This is a genomic window from Streptomyces tyrfis (genome assembly GCF_037034285.1).
Taxonomy (GTDB): Bacteria; Actinomycetota; Actinomycetes; order Streptomycetales; family Streptomycetaceae; genus Streptomyces.
On record NZ_JBAGJZ010000032.1, the window covers coordinates 83,333 to 101,514 of the forward strand.

Below are 18,182 nucleotides of genomic sequence, written 5' to 3' on the forward strand. Positions count from 1 at the left end.
CGTGGACGCGCCTCTGACGTGGAGACATTTCCGCCGCGGACGCGTCTTCGCGGCCGCGGGGAGGCGAGGCGTACGCGCGGGGAGGCGAGGCGTACGCGCGGCGCGCCCTCGCGCACTCACGGCGGAGAAGTGAGCCCCGGCGCCAGGGGGGGTGGGCGCCGGGGCTCGTCCTTGGGGGTCAGCCCGTTTTTATCCGGAGGCTTCTGCTCCGCGGGCTCCCGATCCGGAGGCTACTGGATGGCGGCTCACGCGGCGGCGTCAAAACCCGTGTCGCGAGCCATTCGCTTCAGTTCGAGCAGCGCGTGCTTCTCGATCTGGCGGATCCGCTCCCGGGTCAGGCCGTGCTGCTTGCCGACCTCGGTGAGGGTCCGCTCGCGGCCGTCCTCGATGCCGTACCGCATGCGGATGATGGAGGCGGTGCGGTGGTCGAGCTTGCCGATGAGGTCCTCCAGCTCCTCGCTGCGCAGCAGGGTCATCACCGACTGCTCGGGCGACACCGCGGAGGTGTCCTCCAGAAGGTCGCCGAACTGCGTCTCGCCCTCGTCGTCCACGGACATGTTGAGGCTGACCGGGTCACGGGCCCAGTCGAGGACGTCGCTCACCCGCTCCGGCGTGGAATCCAGCTCGGCGGCTATCTCCGTGTGCTCCGGCTCGCGTCCGTGCTCACGGTTGAACTCGCGCTGCACCCGGCGTATCCGGCCCAGCTCCTCCACGAGGTGGACGGGGAGCCGGATGGTGCGCGACTGGTCGGCTATGGAACGGGTGATGGCCTGGCGGATCCACCAGGTGGCGTACGTGGAGAACTTGAAGCCCTTGGCGTAGTCGAACTTCTCGACCGCGCGCACGAGCCCCGCGTTCCCCTCCTGGATCAGGTCGAGCAGGGGCAGCCCGGCCCGCGGATAGCGACGGGCGACGGCGACCACGAGCCTCAGGTTGGATCGGATGAACGTGTCCTTGGCGCGCTCGCCCTCGGCGACCAGCGCCTCCAGTTCCTCGCGCGTCGCCCCGCCGGCCTCGCTCTCCACCACACCGTCGAGAATCTGCCGGGCGTAGACGCCGGCCTCGACGGCCTGCGACAGCTCGACCTCCCTCGCGGCGTCGAGCAGCGGCGTACGGGCGATCTCGTCCAGGTACATGCCGACCAGGTCGCGATCGGCGATCTCTCCGCCCGCGCGAGCACTGCTTGCCCGGTTGGTCCCGCCGGTGGCGGACGAACGACGGGCGACGGCACGGGTTGCCATGCGAGCTCCCTTGCTGAGTAGGTCGCGACACCCTCTCGGGTGCCCTGCATCCGATGGAAACAACGACTGGAATCAGGACAGAATTCCCATGCCCGGCATTCAATTTCGCGATCATGCAGTACCCTGCTACCCCACCGCAGGCGCGAGCACGCCGGACGAGCGGACGGAAGCGCAGGTCAGACCGGACATCGAAGGCGCTTCACCGGGACTCGCGGACATCAGCGGCCACGAGCGTCTGAGACGGCGGTCACATTCGATACGGGCCCCGACGAGTTCCTCATGAGCCCCTTCCCATGAGCCTCTTCCCACCCGAACAGCGGCCGCCGCCGCTTCCTTCCCGGCTTCCCTCCCCCCGGGAAGACGGCCGGCGCCGCCCGCAGGTTGCTCGCGATGTCCGGATTGTCGGCTCTGCCGCCACCGATGCGGGTCAGCCCCGAAGGGCGGTCCTGAGCCCCCGTCGTAGGGCCCGGGCAGGGGTGTGGACTACGTCCCCGGCCGGTTATGCGGCGCGCGACGCGTGCCTAGCGTGCTGCCGCATGGACGAACCGCTGAGCAGGGACACATACGGAGACGACACCACCGGCACGCTCGACGAGGCGCTGGAGCGGCTTCACGCCACGGGCCCGGAGCGCGACGGCTTGCTGAGCGACCACGCCCCGATGGCCGTCGAGGCGCTCCCCCGCGCGTTGTGGGCGCCGAGCCTGGCGGCCGCGTGGGCGGCGAGCGCCGCGGTCACCGCCGCGTACTCGCCCGCCGAGCCGTCGACCGGGCCCGCCGGGTCCCCTGCGTACTCGCGGCCCGCCGCGGAACGCGCGTCCGCGTCCGCAACCGCGCCTCTGCCCGACCAGGAACCGTCCGACGAGGAGCCGTCCGCGGAAGGGCTGTCCGGCGAGGAACTGTTCGCGCGGGCGGCGGCACACGGCGACGATCACACCATCAAGTTCGCCGGCACCGCGCTGGACGTGGGGGACGCCCCGGCCCTGACCGCCGCGCTGCGCGCGATCGAGCTGAACCCGCCGGTTCTCCGACGCCCCCTGCCTCGTGCGCCGGCCCCCACCCCGGGCGCCGACGGCTCACCCCGGGCGGCCGCCCCCGCACAGCCCTCAGCCGAACTGCACCGAGCGCTTCGCGAGCCCCATCCAGAACCCGTCGATGACGCTGCGCCCCCGGTCCAGCTCGTCCTCCGCGGCGCCGAGCGTCACGAAGAGCGGCGCGAAGTGCTCGGTGCGCGGGTGGGCCAGCCGGCCGGCCGGGGACTTCTGCTCGAAGTCCAGCAGCGCGTCAATGTCCCGCGCGCGGAGCGCCCGGTTCCCCCAGTCGTCGAACTCCGCCGACCAGCCGGGGACGCCGCCCTGGTGGCGCAGGGCGGCGAGGTTGTGGGTGAAGAACCCGCTGCCGACGATCAGGACGCCCTCGTCGCGCAGGGGCGCGAGCCTGCGCCCGATCTCCATGAGCTTCCGCGGGTCCAGCGTGGGCATGGAGATCTGGAGTACGGGGATGTCGGCGTCCGGGAACATCTCCACCAGCGGCACATACGCGCCGTGGTCCAGCCCGCGGTCGGGCATGTCCTGCACCGGCGTGCCGGCGCGCCGCAGCAGCTTGCGCACGTCCTCCGCCAGCTCCGGCGCACCGGGGGCGCCGTAACGCACCCGGTAGTAGTGCTCGGGGAAGCCCCAGAAGTCGTAGACGAGCGGGACCGGCTCCGTCGCGCCGAGCGCGAGCGGGGCCTCCTCCCAGTGCGCGGAGACCATCAGGATCGCCCGCGGGCGGGGCAGCCCGGCGGACCAGGCGGCCAGCTCCCCGGGCCAGACGGGGTCGTCGGCCAGTGGCGGCGCCCCGTGGGAGAGGTAGAGGGCGGGCATGCGCTCCGCGGTGACAGTCATGGCACTCCCCATCCGCTGCTGCTCAAGGTATGTCTTCTACTGGTCTCTATTGAGAAGGAAGAGTTCTTTAATGTTCAAGTTCCCAGCCCTTGAGACCTTAGACCTATCTAGTTAAACTTTCAAGAAAAGGTTAGAGTGGAGCACATGACCACGGCATCCACCGGCGAACCGCGCTGGCTCTCCGACGACGAGCAGAGAACGTGGCGGGCGTACCTCCACGCCACCACGCTCCTGGAGGACCATCTCGACCGCCAGTTGCAGCGTGATGCCGGGATGCCGCACATCTACTACGGGCTGCTGGTCCAGCTCTCCCAGGCGCCGCACCGCCGGAAGCGGATGACCGAACTGGCCAAGGACGCCAAGATCACCCGCTCCCGGCTCTCGCACGCCGTCGCACGACTGGAGAAGAGCGGCTGGGTGCGCCGCGAGGACTGCCCGTCCGACAAGCGCGGCCAGAACGCGGCCCTCACCGACGCGGGCTTCGACATGCTCAGCCGGTCGGCGCCGGGGCACGTCAGCGCCGTACGGCAGGCGATGTTCGACCGGCTCACGCCCGAGCAGATGCGCTCGCTCGGCGAGATCATGCAGGTCATCGCCACCGGACTGCAGCCGGAGGACACGGACGCGGATCTGCCCTGGCTGCGCTGAGCGCCGGGGCGCGCCCCCTCCCCCGGCCGCGCCCCCTCCCGGCCGCACGCCGCCCCACCCCCGGATACGCCTCGGCTCCGGCCCCGCAGGACGGGACCGGAGCCGAGGCGGTGGACGAGCCAAGCAAGTGGACGAGGCAAGGCCATACGTGAAGCCCGTGTCAGTGGGCGACGCGCGAGGCCCGCGCCAGTGGGCGAGGCGTGCGGCCCGTCGTCAGTGGGCGACGACCGGGACCCGGGTCTCGTCCGCCGCCTCGCCGGAACCGCCCGAGACGGGCGCCCCGCCCCTCGCGCTCCCGGTGGGACGACCGGCGTTGACGAGGACCAGCGCGATCGCGAAGGCGGTCAGCAGGGCGCCGACGGCCCACCAGATGGCGCCGGCGAAACCGTGCACCATCGACTGGAGCTTCAGCAGCTCCGGATCGGTGGCCCCGAGCGCGGCGTGCGAGCCGGCGTACGCGGTCGCGGCCGACGCGGCGACGGTGTTCAGCAGCGCCGTGCCGATCGCGCCGCCCACCTGCTGCGAGGTGTTGACCATGGCGGAGGCGACTCCCGCGTCCTTCGGCCCGACCCCGTGCGTGGCCAGCGACATGGCCGGCATGAACGCCGTGCCCATGCCGAGACCGAGCAGCAGCTGGGCGGGCAGGATGAGCCCGGCGTAGGACGAGTCGATCTCCAGCCGGGTCAGCAGCAGCATGCCGGTCGCGGCGGTCAGGAAGCCGGGGCCCATCAGCGCCCGCGCCGGCACCCGGGTCATCAGCCGGGCGCCGATCTGCGTGGAGCCGGTGATCATGCCCGCGACCATCGGCAGGAAGGCGAAGCCGGTCCTGATCGGCGAGTAGCCCTTCACGACCTGGAGGTAGTACGTCAGGAAGAGGAACAGTCCGAACATCGCGATGACGGCCAGCCCCAGCGACAGGTAGACACCGCCGCGGTTGCGGTCCAGCACGACGCGCAGCGGCAGCAGCGGCGACCCGACCCGGGACTCGGTCACCACGAACGCCAGCAGCAGCACGCCCGCCGCGATGAAGCCGCCGATGGTCACCGGGTCCGACCAGCCGGCGGTCTCGGCCCGGGTGAACCCGTACACCAGCGCCACCAGGCCGGTCGCGGACAGGACGACACCCGGGATGTCGAGCGGCGAACGGTTGCGGCCGACGGCCGGCTCGCGGATCACGAAGTACGCGCCCGCCGCGGCGAGCACCGCGAACGGAATGTTGACGAAGAACGTCCAGCGCCAGTTGAACACCTGGGTCAGGAAGCCGCCGAGGATCAGGCCGACCGCGCCGCCGCCACCGGCGATCGCGCCGTAGATGCCGAACGCCTTGGCACGTTCCCTGGCGTCGGTGAACATCACGGCGAGCAGCGAGAGGGCCGCCGGGGCCAGCAGGGCCCCGAAGACGCCCTGGAGCGCGCGGGAGCCGAAGAGCATGGCCTGGTTCTGCGCCGCGCCGCCGAGCGCGGAGGCCAGGGCGAAGCCGACCAGGCCGACGACGAAGGTCCGCTTGCGGCCCCAGAGGTCCGCGATCCGGCCTCCGAAGAGCAGCAGCCCGCCGAACGCGAGGGCGTAGGCCGTGATGACCCACTGCTTGTTCGCCTCGGAGATGTCCAGGGCCGTCTGGGCGTGGGGCAGCGCGATGTTCACGATCGTGGCGTCGAGCACGACCATCAGCTGCGCCAGGGCTATGAACCCCAGCGCCTTCCATCGGCTGGGATCCGGAAGCCGGCCGTCGGCCGCCTTCGATGTGCCGGCCGAGACCGGCCGGTTCGACAGGTTGGACGGCTTCGACGAGTGGGACGGATTGGACGCGTTCGACGGGTTGGACGCGTTCGACGGGTCCGGCGGCTCGGGAGTCCCCGACTTCTTCGCCGTCCTCGTCCTCGGTGTTGCGGATGTCTTCGGTGTTTCGGGCATGGGGGTATCCACTGTTCTCGGGCATGGGGTTGTCCGCCGGGGAACGCGTGCGGGCGTACGCGCAGGGCGCACGAGGACGCGTATCAGGAGATCGGCGGACAAACCGCGCGTATGAGCGAATGAACGTGTGAGGACGGGCGGTCGTACGAAGGACGCGCGTCCCGGTGCGGCGGCCGGCTCAGCGGGCCGGCGCGGGTGTCAGGGTCGGCGTCGCAGGTCCTCCAGGGTGGCCGCCGTTCCGGGCAGCCGGGAACGGGCCGGGGCCTCCAGGCCGTCCAGAAAAAGTTGCAGATGGCGGTGGGCGAAGCGGTCGACGGCCGGACAACCGGTGCCGGGCAGCGGCCGGGTGAGCTGGGAGAGGGCGACCATGACGTCACCGACGGCGATGTCGGTGCGCAGGCGCCCGGCGGACATGGCACGCGTCACGAGCCCCTCGACGGCCTCTTCGAGGCGTCGGCGCTCGGCGAGCAGTTCCGGGTGGTCCTTGTCGAAACCGCCCGACAGCATCGGGCACAACGCCCCGATGCGTTCATCGGCCGCCGCGTGCACGAAGCGGCTGAGCGCGGCGAAGGGGTCGGCCTCCTCGGCCGCCGCCTCCTCCGCGCGGTCGGTGGTGCGCGAGGTGACCGCGAGCACGACCTCGTGGATCAGCGCGGCCCGGTCGGGAAAGTTCCGGTAGAGCGTGGCGTTGCCGACCCCGGCGCGCCGGGCGACCTCGTCGAGCGGCACGTCCGGCCCGAACTCGACGAACATCTCGCGCGCCGCCGTCACGATCCGCTCCCGGTTGCGCAGCGCGTCGGCGCGCGGGCGGGCCGTCCGGGGCCGCGCCCCACCAGTCACGGCCCGCGCCCCACCAGTCACGGCCCGCGCCCCACCAGTCACGGCCCGCGCCCCACCGGTCGCTGGCCCTGCCGCCCCGGTCGCCGGGCACTCCGCGTCGGTCGCGGGCCGAGCCGCTCCGGCGGCGGTACGTGCGACGGTCTCCACGACGGCTTCCTTTCGCTGGTTCCGGGCCCGGGGGCTCCGGGTCCCCGGGTCCCGCAGGGCTTCTCATATCCGGGGAACTTCTCCCCGGATCGCGGGAACACAGGGTGAAACGGGGAGAAGGTCCCCGGTTATTTCCTCAGCGCGATGTGAGCCGAAGCACACCTCAAGACGGGAAAACCAACCGATCGGCGCACCCAGCGAGCGTCGTCGTACCGCCCGCCACAGGCTGAGCGGGAGAGCGCAGCCGGATCCGGCCGGCTGCCGCGGACCCCCGAGGCGCCTCTATGCAGAAGTCCCGCCACCGGATACGCAGGCACCGCAGCCCGATCGCGCTCGCCTCGGCGACGGCCCTGGTCATTGCCGCGGTGGCGTCGGCCAGCAGCAGTCTTCCGCTGTCCAGCCGGGCCTCGGCGGGACCGGTGGCCGAAATCCGGGCGGCGGGCATCGCCCGGTGCCGGATACCGGCGACCATGGGGGTGCAGATGTCGGAGGGCATGCCGACCCCGAAGGGGTACGCCCATTCGACGGGCCGGATCCGCGCCCTCAACCTGATGATCGACTTCCCGGACGCCAAGGGCGCCGAACCGGCGATGGACCGGTTCGCGGAGTTCTTCCCGCAGACCGTCGAGTGGTTCCGGACCGCCTCGTACGGGCGGCTCACCTATGTGCCCGACGCCCCCATCAGGACCTGGCTGCGGATGCCGCTGCCGTTCGCGGAGTACGGGATAGACCGGGGAGCGCCGTACGAACCGGGCTACCGCCACCTCGTCCAGGACATCGTCGCCGCCGCCGACGCGAAGGTGGACTTCAGCGCGTACGACCTGGTCAACGTCCTGGTCACCCCGAACGCCGGGCCGCCCGCCCTCGACACCGTGCTGTCCGTGACCTTCGCCGGCAACGCCAACGCCCCGCACGCGGACGGGGTCCCGCTCTCCAACACGTCGTTCATCTACAGCAGGCAGGACGACGGCTCGGGGTCGTTCAAGCGGACCGGGTTCCGTGTCCTGCCGCACGAGAACGGCCATGTGTTCGGCCTCCCTGACCTCTACACCCTGGAGGGCGGCGGGGCGGTCGGGCACTGGGACATCATGTCCGAGGACTGGGGGGCCGACAACGACCTGCTGGGCTGGCACAAGTGGAAGCTCGGCTGGCTCGACAACAGCCAGATCGTCTGCGCCGCCGGGCCCGGCACCAGCGAGCACACCCTCGCCCCGCTGGCCGGACGGGGCGGCACAAAGCTGGCGTTCGTACCGCTGAGCACCGAATCCGGCTACGCGGTGGAGGTGCGGACCCGGGCGGGCAACGACCAGGAGGTCTGCCGGCCCGGCGTGCTGATCTACAAGGTGAGCTCGGACGTCGACACCGGGCAGGGGCCGGTGTCGGTCGTGGACAGCACCAAGAACAGCGGCGGCTGCACCCGGCAGCCCAATGTGCACGCCGAACTCTCCGACGCCGCCTTCCGCCCCGGCCAGACCTTCACCGACAAGACCTCCGGGATACGGATATCCGTGGTCGACAAGGACGACAAGGGGAACTACCGGGTCCGGATATCCCGCCCCTGAACGGAACGCCGGTGAACGGAACGCCAGTGAACGGAACGCCGGCGGATCCCGGTCGAGTCCAGGGAGGCGGATCCGGGAGCGAACTCAGGAATCCGGGGGAATCCGGGGGAATCCGGGGCGGGTCAGTCCGCGCCCGGAAGCGCGGGTCCGGTGTATCCGGGTCCCTGGTATCCGGGGTCCCGATGGCCGGGATCTTCCTCGCCCTCCAGGCCCTCGGGCCCCGTACGGCCGCGTCCCGTACGACCGGGTCCCGTACGGCCGGATCCCATGCGGCCGGGGCTCCCGAAGTCGGGGCTCGCGAAGTCGGGACCGGCGAAATCAGGGCTGGAGAAATCCGGGCCCGTGAAATCCGGGCTGGAGAAGTCCGGCGCGCTGAAGCCCGGCCCCCTCCTCGGCCCCGGAACACCGGTCCCACGACCGACCGCACCCGCGACACCGCGCGTACCCTCCGCGCTCTCCGCGCTCTCCGTTCCCTTCGCATCGGCGCCCTCCGCACCGACGCTCCCCGCGTCGGCCGCACGCTCCGGCCCCTCCGCCCCCTCCACGCTCCCCGTACCCTCCGCGTCGATCACCCCCGCCGCGCCGCGCGCGATCGAGTCGACCAGGAAGGGGAGCATGCCGTGTTCGAGCAGCGCCGCCTCCCACGCCCCGCGCGCCCGGTCCGCCTCGGTGTCGCCCCCGTCCTGCGCCGAGCGGTTGCGCGCCGCCACCACGAGCAGCCCGACGAGTCCGGCCAGCAGCGTCACCACCGCGACCCCGGCCGCGACCAGCCCGGCGACGAGCATCACCTCCGCGAGATGCGAGTGGCTGTCGACGGCTCCTAGAACGAGGCCGATCAGGCCGAACACGACGGCGGCCGTGGCCGACAGGCCCGGCACCAGCACCGCGACCGCGTGCAGCGCGCTGCCCCGGGTGGTCGCGCCGACGCCGGGCTCGCGCCGTACGGCGCTCCGCGCGGGCCCCGGACGGCCCGGGGCGTCGAGCAGCCGGCGGTAGGCCCGGTACTCGGAGGCGGCCGAGCCGGCGATGGCGGCGCGCGCGGCGAGCGCGCGGGTGCGCAACTGCTCGTTGTTGAGCGCCCCCGGCGTACGACGGCGCCCCTCCTGGACCACGGGCGAGCCCAGTGCGCGGTCCAGGACACGCTCGTAGGCGGGCAGGTCCTCCGCGCGCAGAAAATCCTGTTGGTCCACGAGCTCTTCCTCGATAGGTGAAGTCCGCACCGTCCCCCCACATCCCCGACCGCATATTACTTGCTAGATTACGCAACTGAGCAACCATTGGCGACGGGTCCGTCGCAACCGCGACCCCGCCGCGCAAGGAGGAACTCTGATGTCTGTCGCCCGCCGGACACCGCCCCGGCCCGGCCCCGCCCCGACGGCCACCGGGGCCGCGCACGCCGCCCACGCCGCCCCGGCCGTACGAGCCGGCCTGACGGCCCTGACCCTGGCTCTGGCCCTGGCGTTCTGCGCCCTGTTCGCCGTCTTCTCCGCGCACGCGCCCGCGCACGCCGCCGGCACCGGGCTCGACAGCGTGGCCGAGGCCCTGCGGAAGAGTCCCGTGTACGTCGACCCGCGCGCCCGGGACACGCTCTCCGAGGCCGACGCCGAAGCGCTCGCCAAGAAGATCGAGGCCGCGGACCGGCCCGTGTTCGTCGCGGTGCTGCCGAAGGCGGCCGAGTTCCCGCCGCAGACGCTGATGCGGGATCTGCGCACCCTGGTCGGCGTCACCGGCGTGTACGCGGTGCGCCTGGGCGACGGGTTCGACGCGAAGGCGGACTCCTCGGTGATGTCGCGCGACGCGATCGGCAACCTCACCGGCGCCGTCAAGCGTTCCCACCCCGGCGACCCCTCCGAGATGCTGACCGCGTTCGTCGACCGGGCCACCGCGCAGGCCAAGGGCCACGCCCCGGACGGCTGGGGCGAGTCCGGGGGCGGCGAGGGCGGCGGAGCGGGTGCGCTGCTCGCCGTCGGCGCGGTCGCGGCGGCCGGCGCGGGCGGCTACGCCTGGTACCGCCGGAACCGGAAGAAGCGCGAGCGCGCCGAACTGGACGCCCTGCGCGTCGTCGTCGACGAGGACATCACCGCGTTCGGCGAGGAACTGGACCGGCTCGGCTTCCACCCCTCCGAGCCGGGCGCCGACGACGCGATGCGACAGGACTACTCCCACGCCCTGGACGCGTACGACCGGGCCAAGGAGCTGATGGCCGCCGCCTCGGCGCCGCGGGACGTCCGGCCGGTGACCGAGGTCCTGGCGGACGGCCGGTTCGCGCTCGCCACCCTGGCCGCCCGCCGCAACGGCACCCCGCTGCCCGAGCGGCGCTCCCCCTGCTTCTTCGACCCACGCCACGGCCCCTCGACCGGCGATGTCGCGTGGGCCCCGCCCGGCGGCGCGCTCCGCGACGTGCCCGCGTGCCGGGTCGACGCCGAACTCCTGGCGTCCGGCCAGGAACCGATGACCCGCCAGGTGTCGACCGACCACGGCCCGCAGCCCTACTGGAACGCCGGACCCGCCTACGGCCCCTGGGCGGGCGGCTACTTCGGCACGGCCGTCGGCGCCGTGGGCGGCCTGCTGGTGGGCACCATGCTGGGCTCGGCGCTCAGCGCGCCCGCCGCCTTCGCGGACTCTCCCGCCGCCGACGGCGCGTCCGGGGGCGGCGACTTCAGCGGCGCCGACTTCAACTCGGCCGACTTCGGCGGAGGTTTCGACGGGGGCGGCTTCGACGGCGGGGGCGGCGGCGACTTCGGGGGCGGTGACTGGTGATCCGCCGGCCCCGGCGACGGGCCGCGAGGTGACCGGTGTTCGCTGATGTGGGCACGATGGAGGTGGTCACCATCGCGCTGCTCGGCCTCATCCTCTTCGGCCCCGACAAGTTGCCGGAGTTCATCCGGAACACGATGGAGCTCGTGGCCAGGTTCCGGCAGTTCTCCGAGAACGCGAAGCAGGAGATCCGCTCCGAACTCGGCCCCGAGTTCAAGGACTTCGAGTTCGAGGACCTCCGGCCCGAGCGGCTGGTGCGCACCCATCTGCTGGACGGGCAGGATCTCGGGATCGGCGAGATCCGCGACGCCCTGGACCCCCGGAGCGTCCTGGACCCCGGGAGCGACGAGGCCCCCGAGGGGCTCGACGCCGGCCGCCGCCGGGACCACGACGAGCTCGACGCCGGGGCGGGGCGCGGTCCCGCCCCGCCCGAACCGCCCCACAAAAGTTAAAAGATTGCGCAATAATTAAACTATGACTGCGGATGCGAACGACATGCCGTGCTGGGAGGACGCGATCCTCGACGGCGGCCCCGCCGACGGGCTGCGGATGCGGGTCACCGACCGCCCCGGGGTGCTCCAGGTGACCTACCCGTGCCGCCCGGTCCCCTCCCCCGAAGGCGCGGACGACACCGGGGGATCGGGGGGATCGGGGGGATCGGGGGGATCAGGGGGCGTGCAGGTGGAGGCGCTCTACGTCTACCGCCGTGACCTCCGCGTGCGGAACGAACCGCTGAGGTACGGCTACGACGGCGCCAGCCCCTGACCGGAGACCGCCTTTCCCGCCTTGTCCCAGTTGGCGTGCAGCCGGTCCAGGTAGGACTGGGCCTGGCTGCCCGGGCGCGCTCCCCGGGCGAACGCCAGCATGTTGCCCGACCCGGTGTTGTAGCCGAGCGCCAGCAGTTCGTCCTTCGTGTACGACGCCGGCCAGTGCGCGGGCAGCAGCGCCGCCAGGTCGTGCAGATGCCAGGCGGCGGCCTTGAGCGCCAGGTCGCGGTCGTCGGGCAGTTCCTCCCATCGGCGGTCCGCGAAGCCGTGCCGCCGTTTCGTCTCGTCGAAGGCGGCACGGTGCATGTTCGCGATGCCGAACGCGGCGCCCGGCTTATACCGCTGCCAGGCCCGTTCCAGTTCCGGGTCGTGCGGTTTGTACGACTCGTTGTAGAGGATCGCCATCAGCAGCCGCGGCGCGATGCCCGCCCGGCCCGCGTGGGCGCGTACCTGCGCGGAGCAGTCCGCGGGGTCGTAGGTCCCGCTCGGCGGCGGGGTCGGCCCGCTCGCCCCGGGCGCCGGGGCGGTCGTGGCCGGACCGCCGGGCGTGGACGCGGCCGACGGGGCGCCGGACGGCGAGGGCCGGGACGCGTCCGCCGGATCGGAGCCGTGGCCTCCGCGTACCAGCAGCCAGGCCGCCAGTACCAGCACCGGCACCGCGACCCACCGCCCACGCGCTCCGGAGTCCGCCATCGTCCGTCCCTCCTCCGGTGCGCCCGCCAAGTCCCCACCAGACTACGGAGTCCGGCCCGCCGGACCGCGGAGCCGGCCCGCCGTCGCGCGCTGAGCTCCGCACGGCAGTGGTGGACCGGGGCCCTCGCCTACGCCCGGGCCGCGCGGTTCTCGTAGCGGCGGGCGGCGAGGGCCAGCGCGGCGACGTACAGCCCGAGGACGACCACCAGCAGCAGGTAGTACAGGCCCGGCAGGGCCATCATGCCCAGCGGCGGGCCGAGCGGGGAGAGCGGCAGCAGCAGACCGGTCACGGCGAGCACGGCGGCGGCCCGGCCGACCGGGCTGACGCCGCGGGACTCGGCGGTGCGGCGGCCGGTCCGCAGCAGCACCATCACCAGGGCCTGGGTGAGCAGGTTCTCGGTGAACCAGCCGGAGTGGAACACCGCCTCGTCGTCGCCGCCGGGGCCGCGCAGGGCGACCGCGAGCACCGCGAAGGTGGCCAGGTCGGCCACCGCGTTGAGCGCCCCGAAGCCGGCGATGAAGCGGAGGAAGTCGCGCGGCCGCAGCATGGTCGGCCGCCTGAGCGCGGCCGGGGCGGGCCGGTCGTAGGAGAAGGTGAGCTGGGCCGCGTCGAAGCACAGGTTCTGGACGAGGGCCTGGGCCGGGAGCATCGGCAGGAACGGCAGCAGCAGACCGGCGGCGAGCATGGCGATGACGTTGCCGAGGTTCGAGGACAGCGTGATGCGCAGATACGTCGCGATGGTCACGCTGCTGCGCCGGCCCGCCATGACCGCGTGGTCGATCGCGGTCAGGTCCTTGCCGTGGTCCGCGAGCACCACCCCGGCGCTCTCCCGGACCACGTCGACGGCGTCGCGCGGGCAGATCCCGACGTCGGCGGCGTGCAGCGCGGGCAGGTCGTTGACGCCGTCCCCGAGGAAGCCCGTGGTGTGGCCCGCGGCCCGCAGCGTGGTGACGATCCGCGCCTTGTGCTCGGGGGTGCAGCGGGCGAACACGGTGGTCCGGTCCGCGAGCGCGGCCAGTTCCGGGTCGTCGAGCCCGTCGATGCGGTCCGCCGTGCACACCTCCCCGGGGTCCAGGCCCAGGTCGCGGCAGGCACGGGCGACGGTGCCGGGGTGGTCGCCGGTGAGCACCTTGACCCGGACGCCGCGGTCGTCGAGGACGCGCAGGGCGCCGGCGGCGGAGGGCACGAGCTCCTCGCGCAGCGCGACGAAACCGGCGAAGGTCAGGCCGCGTTCGTCGGCGGGGGTGTACGCGCGCTGCCGCGCGACGCGTTCGGCGGTGGCGACGGCGAGCAGGCGCAGCCCGTCGTCGGCCCGGCTCGCCGCGAGTGCGAGCAGCCGCCGCCGCTCGGCGTCGTCGAGCGCGCACCGCTCCAGCACGTTCTCGACCGCGCCCTTGACGACGAGGGTGTGGACGCCGAGGCGGCCCGGGACGCGCACCACGGCGGTGGAGAGGCGGCGCGCCGGGTCGAAGGGCACGGCCGCGATCCCGTCGTGACCGAGCGCGTCGTCCACGTCGGCCGCGTCGAGGATCGCCTCGTCCAGGCTGTCGGGGACGGGCAGGTCGGCGAGCTGGAGCGTCCACCACGCGTTGACGGCCGCCCAGCGCAGCACCTCGGGGTCGTCCCGCCCCTCGGCGTCCAGCGCGCGGACCACGACCGGCCGGTCCTGGGTGAGGGTGCCCGTCTTGTCCAGGCAGAGCACGTCGACCGCGCCGAGGTCGTGCAGCGCGGGCAGTCTGCGGACGATCACACCGTGGGCGCGGGCCAGCAGCGAGGCGCCGCGGGCCAGACAGGTGGTGACGATGACCGGCAGCATCTCGGGGGTCAGTCCCACCGCGACCGCCACCGCGAACGGCAGCGTCTCCAGGCCCCGGCCGCGCAGCGCCGCGTTCGCCATCAGCACCAGCGGCGGCGTCACCAGCATGAAGCGGATCAGTATCCAGGAGATCCCGTGCACCGAGCGGTCGAAGGCGCTCGGGCCGCGCGGGTGCACGGAGTCGTGTGCGGCGGCGAACCGGGTCCGCGCCCCGGTCGCGACGACCACCGCGGTGCCGCTGCCCGCCATGACGCTGCTGCCCTGGAAGCACAGCTGCGGCGCCCCGAAGGGGCCGTTCTCGTACGCCGTCGGCCCCGACGGGCCCCGCTTCGGCGGGTCCTGCCCCGCCGGACCCCGGCTCCGGCCCCGCGGCGCCCGGCCCGCCGGGCCCGGGAGCGTCGGCCCCGCCGGCCCGTGCCCGGTCCCGGGCGGCGCGTCGGGGTCCGGCGGGCCGGCCGCCGGCCGGCCGGGGTCGTCGACCGGGTGCTTGACGACCGGGGCCGACTCCCCGGTGAGGGCGGCCTGGTTCACGCTCAGGCTGTTCGCGCGCAGCAGCCGTACATCGGCCGGGACCAGGTCCCCCGGGCCCAGCCGGACCACGTCCCCGGGGACCAGCTCGTCGACCGGGATCTCGCGGGCCTCCGGCGCCGCCCCGTCGTCCGCGCGGCGCAACACCGTGGCGGTCGTCGCCACCAGGTCCCGCAGCCCGGCCATCGACCGGTCGGCGCGGTGCTCCCCGGCCGACCGCAGCACACAGCTCACCGCCACCAGCACGGTGATCACACAGGCGGTGCCCCAGGCCGCGACGGCCGCCGACACCAGGCCGAGGCAGAGCAGCACCGCCGTGAACGGATCGCGGAGGCTCCGCAGGAGCCGGCCGGGCCACGACATGGTCCGCCGGGCGGGCAGGGTGTTCTCGCCGAACCGGGCCAGGCGCGCCCCGGCATCCGCCTCCGTCAGTCCCCGGGGGCCGCTGTCCAGCGCGCGGAGCACCTGGAGCGAGGTGAGCCCGCCCAGGTCCCGGCCCAGGACGACGGCTCCGCCCGGCGGTGGCGGCAGGGGCGGCGGAGGGGCCGTCGGTCCTGGTGCCGCAAGACCTGACTCCTCGGCCTCGGAGGTCTCAGGCACCGGTCCCGCGGAGCGCGCGCACCGGCGCGGACGCGACATCGGCGCGCGCCGACAGCTGGCCGACCATCAGCCGCACGACGGTCACCACGTCGGGGTCGTCCACGAAATACACCATGCGCCGGCCCTCACGGCGGGAGCGCACCAGCCCCGCGAGCTTGAGCTTCGTCAGGTGCTGGCTGACGGCGGGCAGCGCACCGCCCACCCGCTCCGCGAGCCCGGTGACGTCGCTCTCCCCCTGCGCCAGCGCCCATACGATGTGCAGCCGCGCCGAGGACGCCAGCAGCCCGAAGGCCGCGGCGGCCTCCGCGAGCACCTCGGCGGGCGGGTCCTCGAAGCCGTCGACGCCTGTCGCCACCGTCGTCCCTCCCTCTCCGCGGGCTCGTTCACGAACCCGCCCAGTCTAAGGGCTGGCCCATAACCCACGGTCGGCACGCAATCCCCGGCCGGCGCGCATTCCCCGGCCGACGCGCATTCCCCGGCCGGCGCGTAATCCCCGGCCGGCGAACGGCGACGGCGTCCGGCCGGGGGCCGGGCCGCGCGGCGGTCTCGCAACCAGGACCGTCCCGGCGGCGTCATCACCATCGTCTGTACAGTTGCGCAACCACGCAACGCACTACCGCCGACCGGGACTTGCCTCCGTCCCGGTACGGCCCGACGAGGGGAACGAGAACGTGGGCATCATCAGCTGGATCATCCTCGGGCTGGTCGCCGGAGTCATCGCCAAGGTCCTGCTGCCCGGTCGTGATCCGGGCGGCCTGATCGGCACCACTCTCATCGGCATCGCGGGCGCCTTCGTCGGCGGCTGGCTCTCGGCGCACTTCCTCGACCGGCCCGTGCAGAGGGACTTCTTCGACCTGACCACCTGGGGAGCGGCGATCGTCGGCTCCCTCGTGCTGCTCATCGGCTACCGCATCCTGTTCGGGAACTCGCGGGACTGACCGGCGAGCACCCGCCCCCGCCCTGCCCCGACCCGCGCCGTCCCGCTCCGGACCGTGCGGCTCCGGGCCCGGCCCACTCCGTCCCGCTCCGGGCCGTCGCACGCCTACAACGGCGTCGCCGCCCGCAGGATCACGATCATCGAGACCGCGGAGTTCGCGGACGACATGGCCGACAGCGCGGTGCCGGCCACGGCGGACCACGCCGCCGCGCCCGCCGCGGTGAACGTGGGCGGCCAGGTGCGGGTCTCCGGAGCCGGCCCCAGCAGCGCCGCCACCCGCCGCGGCACCGGGCCCGGGGCGGCGAACGCCGCCAGCGTCGAGACGGGCGGCCCGGACGAGATCAGCGCGGCCTTGCCCACCGCGCGGGCCGTCACCCGGCGGTCGCCGACCGCTCGCGCCGCCTCCTCGTCCGCCCAGCGCTCCACGGTGTACGCCACCGAGGTACGGAGCGGCCGCAGAAACGGGTTGGCCCGCGCCGCCAGCCCCGCCACCAGCAGAAAGCGGTGGTGACGGCCGTCGAGGTGGGCGCGCTCATGGGCGAACAGGGCCCGGCGCTCCCGGGAGCCCAGGCCCGCCAGCATCGCCGTGGAGACCAGGATCCGCCCCGCTCCCCCGCTGCCGGGCAGCGTATGGGCGTACGGGGTCTCGTCCCGCAGCACGGCGACCCGGGTGGCGGGCAGTCCCCGCAGCGCCCGCTCGGCCCGCCGCCGCGCCCTGCGGTGCCGGAGCGGCAGCGCCGCGCAGGCCACGGCCACCATCGCGAGGGCGCCGATGGCCGCCTTCCCGACGAGCTCGTGGTGCGGCACGGCCGCCCGCACCTCGGCGTCGGACCAGCCGTCGGGCAGCGGGTTCCCCGGGAGCTGCGCGGTGCCGACGATCGCCAGCAGGGCCAGGCAGAGCGTGCTGCACAGCCCGAGCACGGCGCTCGCCGCGGACAGCAGCCGGGTGGCGGCCCGGGGGTGGAGGTGGTGCTCCGCCAGGCGGGCGACCGGCCAGGCGGTCAGGGGCAGGACCAGCGGCAGGAAGACGAAGACGCCCATGGTTCAGTTCCCCCGGCCGTCCCGGGCATCGTCACGCACGTCGTCACGCGCATCGCCGCGCACGCCGTCACGCGTGTCGTCAAGGGCATCGTCACAGCCACCGGAGCGCGCATCGCCATGGGCGTCGTCACGCGTATCGCCATGGGCGTCGTCACAGCCACCGCCACGCGCATCGCCACGGGCGTCGTCACAGCCACCGCCACGCGCATCGCCACGGGCGTCGTCACAGCCACCGTCATGGGCGTCGTTGAGCAGGGCGCGGAGCAGTTCCTCGTCCCGCGCGGACAGCCCCGACACGAAGCTCATCAGGACGGCCTCGCGGTCGGCCTCGTTGTCCAGCACCCGTCGCATCCGGTGCGCGGCGAGCCCCGCCTCGTCCGCGGCCGCCGTCCACAGGAAGGAGCGGCCCGCCCGCTCCCGGGTGACCACCCGTTTCGCGTGCAGCCGGGTCAGGATCGTCATCACCGTCGTATAGGCGAGCGTGCCGCCCAGGTGCTCCCGCACCCAGGCCGCCGTCTCCGGTCCGGGCGCGGCCCGCAGCGCGGACAGCACCTGCGCCTCCAGCTCGCCCTGGCCGCGCCGGCGACCGCGCGCGCCCCACTCCCCGCCGTCCTCGTCCCGGTCCTGGTCCCGGCCCGGGTCCCGATCCGCCATGCCGTCTCCCTGCCCCTGTGCCCTCCCCGTCGGGTGGGCACCCCATCGTAGTGAGACGGGCCGGGCCCCACCGGCTCCCCGAAGGCGGAGACGGAGGGGCAGGGGCGGAGGCGGCGGGGCCGAAGACGGAGCCGAAGGCGAAGACGGGGCCGG

15 protein-coding genes and 3 pseudogenes are annotated in these 18,182 nt (G+C 73.7%); 8 read left to right on the top strand and 10 right to left on the bottom strand.

Translation table 11 applies throughout. From position 1 onward, the window contains the following. Positions 1-245: 245 nt before the first annotated feature. Positions 246-1,241 carry a sigma-70 family RNA polymerase sigma factor gene (locus WA762_RS23595; RefSeq protein WP_335938131.1) on the bottom strand — a complete coding sequence of 332 codons (996 nt, stop codon included), beginning with the start codon at positions 1,239-1,241 and terminating at the stop codon, positions 246-248. 536 nt (positions 1,242-1,777) lie between these two features. On the opposite strand from WA762_RS23595, the pseudogene WA762_RS35740 reads away from it, so the two are divergent. Next, positions 1,778-1,918 (top strand): annotated as a pseudogene (locus tag WA762_RS35740) (questin oxidase family protein); the annotation flags it as partial. Beyond that, a pseudogene (locus WA762_RS23600) lies at positions 1,895-2,266 on the top strand (questin oxidase family protein); the annotation flags it as partial. The pseudogenes WA762_RS35740 and WA762_RS23600, both read left to right, overlap by 24 nt. 78 nt (positions 2,267-2,344) lie before the next feature. On the opposite strand, the gene WA762_RS23605 reads toward WA762_RS23600, so the two are convergent. Then, on the bottom strand, positions 2,345-3,124 hold the full coding sequence (locus WA762_RS23605) for a dioxygenase family protein (protein WP_335938132.1): 780 nt from the start codon (positions 3,122-3,124) through the stop codon (positions 2,345-2,347). 135 nt (positions 3,125-3,259) lie between these two features. Here WA762_RS23605 and WA762_RS23610 point away from each other — a divergent pair, with 135 nt between their 5' ends. After that, entirely contained in the window at positions 3,260-3,772 is a 513-nt protein-coding gene (locus WA762_RS23610) for a MarR family winged helix-turn-helix transcriptional regulator (protein WP_335938134.1), read from the top strand. A 213-nt stretch (positions 3,773-3,985) separates the two neighbouring features. Here the strand turns inward: WA762_RS23610 and WA762_RS23615 are convergent, their stop codons facing one another. Continuing rightward, complete coding sequence (locus tag WA762_RS23615) at positions 3,986-5,440, bottom strand: MFS transporter (RefSeq protein ID WP_443080658.1); 1,455 nt, start codon at positions 5,438-5,440, stop codon at positions 3,986-3,988. 444 nt (positions 5,441-5,884) lie between these two features. Continuing rightward, positions 5,885-6,526, bottom strand: coding sequence for a TetR/AcrR family transcriptional regulator (locus WA762_RS23620; RefSeq protein ID WP_335938137.1), 642 nt, complete (start codon positions 6,524-6,526; stop codon positions 5,885-5,887). A gap of 431 nt (positions 6,527-6,957) precedes the next feature. Here WA762_RS23620 and WA762_RS23625 point away from each other — a divergent pair, with 431 nt between their 5' ends. Beyond that, positions 6,958-8,235, top strand: a complete 1,278-nt coding sequence (locus WA762_RS23625; RefSeq protein WP_335938138.1) for a M6 family metalloprotease domain-containing protein — start codon at positions 6,958-6,960, stop codon at positions 8,233-8,235. A gap of 122 nt (positions 8,236-8,357) precedes the next feature. On the opposite strand, the gene WA762_RS23630 is transcribed toward WA762_RS23625, so the two are convergent. Beyond that, positions 8,358-9,425: a hypothetical protein gene (locus tag WA762_RS23630; RefSeq protein ID WP_335938139.1), complete on the bottom strand. Its 1,068-nt coding sequence runs from the start codon at positions 9,423-9,425 to the stop codon at positions 8,358-8,360. Between the two features lie 139 nt (positions 9,426-9,564). Here WA762_RS23630 and WA762_RS23635 point away from each other — a divergent pair, with 139 nt between their 5' ends. The 3 genes from WA762_RS23635 to WA762_RS23645 are packed head-to-tail and all read left to right on the top strand — an operon-like array spanning position 9,565 to position 11,757. Beyond that, entirely contained in the window at positions 9,565-10,995 is a 1,431-nt protein-coding gene (locus tag WA762_RS23635) for a hypothetical protein (protein WP_335938140.1), read from the top strand. A gap of 35 nt (positions 10,996-11,030) precedes the next feature. Next, entirely contained in the window at positions 11,031-11,444 is a 414-nt protein-coding gene (locus WA762_RS23640) for a Sec-independent protein translocase subunit TatB (RefSeq protein ID WP_335938142.1), read from the top strand. Between the two features lie 22 nt (positions 11,445-11,466). Beyond that, a complete protein-coding gene (locus tag WA762_RS23645; RefSeq protein WP_335938143.1) occupies positions 11,467-11,757 on the top strand; it encodes a hypothetical protein in 291 nt (96 codons plus the stop codon). Here WA762_RS23645 and WA762_RS23650 read toward each other — a convergent pair. The 3 genes from WA762_RS23650 to WA762_RS23660 form a co-directional block, all read right to left on the bottom strand. Continuing rightward, positions 11,736-12,452, bottom strand: a complete 717-nt coding sequence (locus WA762_RS23650; protein WP_335938144.1) for a lysozyme family protein — start codon at positions 12,450-12,452, stop codon at positions 11,736-11,738. The genes WA762_RS23645 and WA762_RS23650 overlap by 22 nt on opposite strands. Before the next feature lie 128 nt (positions 12,453-12,580). Beyond that, positions 12,581-15,436 (bottom strand): magnesium-translocating P-type ATPase, encoded by a 2,856-nt coding sequence (mgtA, locus tag WA762_RS23655; RefSeq protein WP_443080657.1) that lies wholly within the window; start codon positions 15,434-15,436, stop codon positions 12,581-12,583. After that, the gene (locus WA762_RS23660; RefSeq protein WP_335938146.1) at positions 15,390-15,752 is read right to left on the bottom strand and encodes an ArsR/SmtB family transcription factor; all 363 of its coding nucleotides are present in this window, start codon (positions 15,750-15,752) and stop codon (positions 15,390-15,392) included. Before WA762_RS23660 ends, mgtA begins: the two co-directional genes overlap by 47 nt. A gap of 316 nt (positions 15,753-16,068) precedes the next feature. Between WA762_RS23660 and WA762_RS23665 the strand changes: the two genes are divergently transcribed. After that, entirely contained in the window at positions 16,069-16,335 is a 267-nt protein-coding gene (locus WA762_RS23665) for a GlsB/YeaQ/YmgE family stress response membrane protein (RefSeq protein WP_335938158.1), read from the top strand. A gap of 104 nt (positions 16,336-16,439) precedes the next feature. Here the strand turns inward: WA762_RS23665 and WA762_RS23670 are convergent, their stop codons facing one another. Then, positions 16,440-17,375 (bottom strand): M56 family metallopeptidase, encoded by a 936-nt coding sequence (locus WA762_RS23670; protein ID WP_335938147.1) that lies wholly within the window; start codon positions 17,373-17,375, stop codon positions 16,440-16,442. A gap of 195 nt (positions 17,376-17,570) precedes the next feature. Continuing rightward, positions 17,571-18,029, bottom strand: a pseudogene (locus WA762_RS23675) (BlaI/MecI/CopY family transcriptional regulator); the annotation flags it as partial. Between the last annotated feature and the right edge of the window lie 153 nt (positions 18,030-18,182).

What these genes read in the sequence shown, in the direction of transcription:
- WA762_RS23670 (WP_335938147.1), bottom strand. Translation starts at nt 17,375, where the DNA reads ATGGGCGTCTTCGTCTTCCTGCCGCTGGTCCTGCCCCTGACCGCCTGG.
- WA762_RS23645 (WP_335938143.1), top strand. Translation starts at nt 11,467, where the DNA reads ATGACTGCGGATGCGAACGACATGCCGTGCTGGGAGGACGCGATCCTC.
- WA762_RS23625 (WP_335938138.1), top strand. Translation starts at nt 6,958, where the DNA reads ATGCAGAAGTCCCGCCACCGGATACGCAGGCACCGCAGCCCGATCGCG.
- WA762_RS23595 (WP_335938131.1), bottom strand. Translation starts at nt 1,241, where the DNA reads ATGGCAACCCGTGCCGTCGCCCGTCGTTCGTCCGCCACCGGCGGGACC.
- WA762_RS23650 (WP_335938144.1), bottom strand. Translation starts at nt 12,452, where the DNA reads ATGGCGGACTCCGGAGCGCGTGGGCGGTGGGTCGCGGTGCCGGTGCTG.
- WA762_RS23615 (WP_443080658.1), bottom strand. Translation starts at nt 5,440, where the DNA reads ATGGTCGTGCTCGACGCCACGATCGTGAACATCGCGCTGCCCCACGCC.
- WA762_RS23605 (WP_335938132.1), bottom strand. Translation starts at nt 3,124, where the DNA reads ATGACTGTCACCGCGGAGCGCATGCCCGCCCTCTACCTCTCCCACGGG.
- WA762_RS23635 (WP_335938140.1), top strand. Translation starts at nt 9,565, where the DNA reads ATGTCTGTCGCCCGCCGGACACCGCCCCGGCCCGGCCCCGCCCCGACG.
- mgtA (WP_443080657.1), bottom strand. Translation starts at nt 15,436, where the DNA reads ATGTCGCGTCCGCGCCGGTGCGCGCGCTCCGCGGGACCGGTGCCTGAG.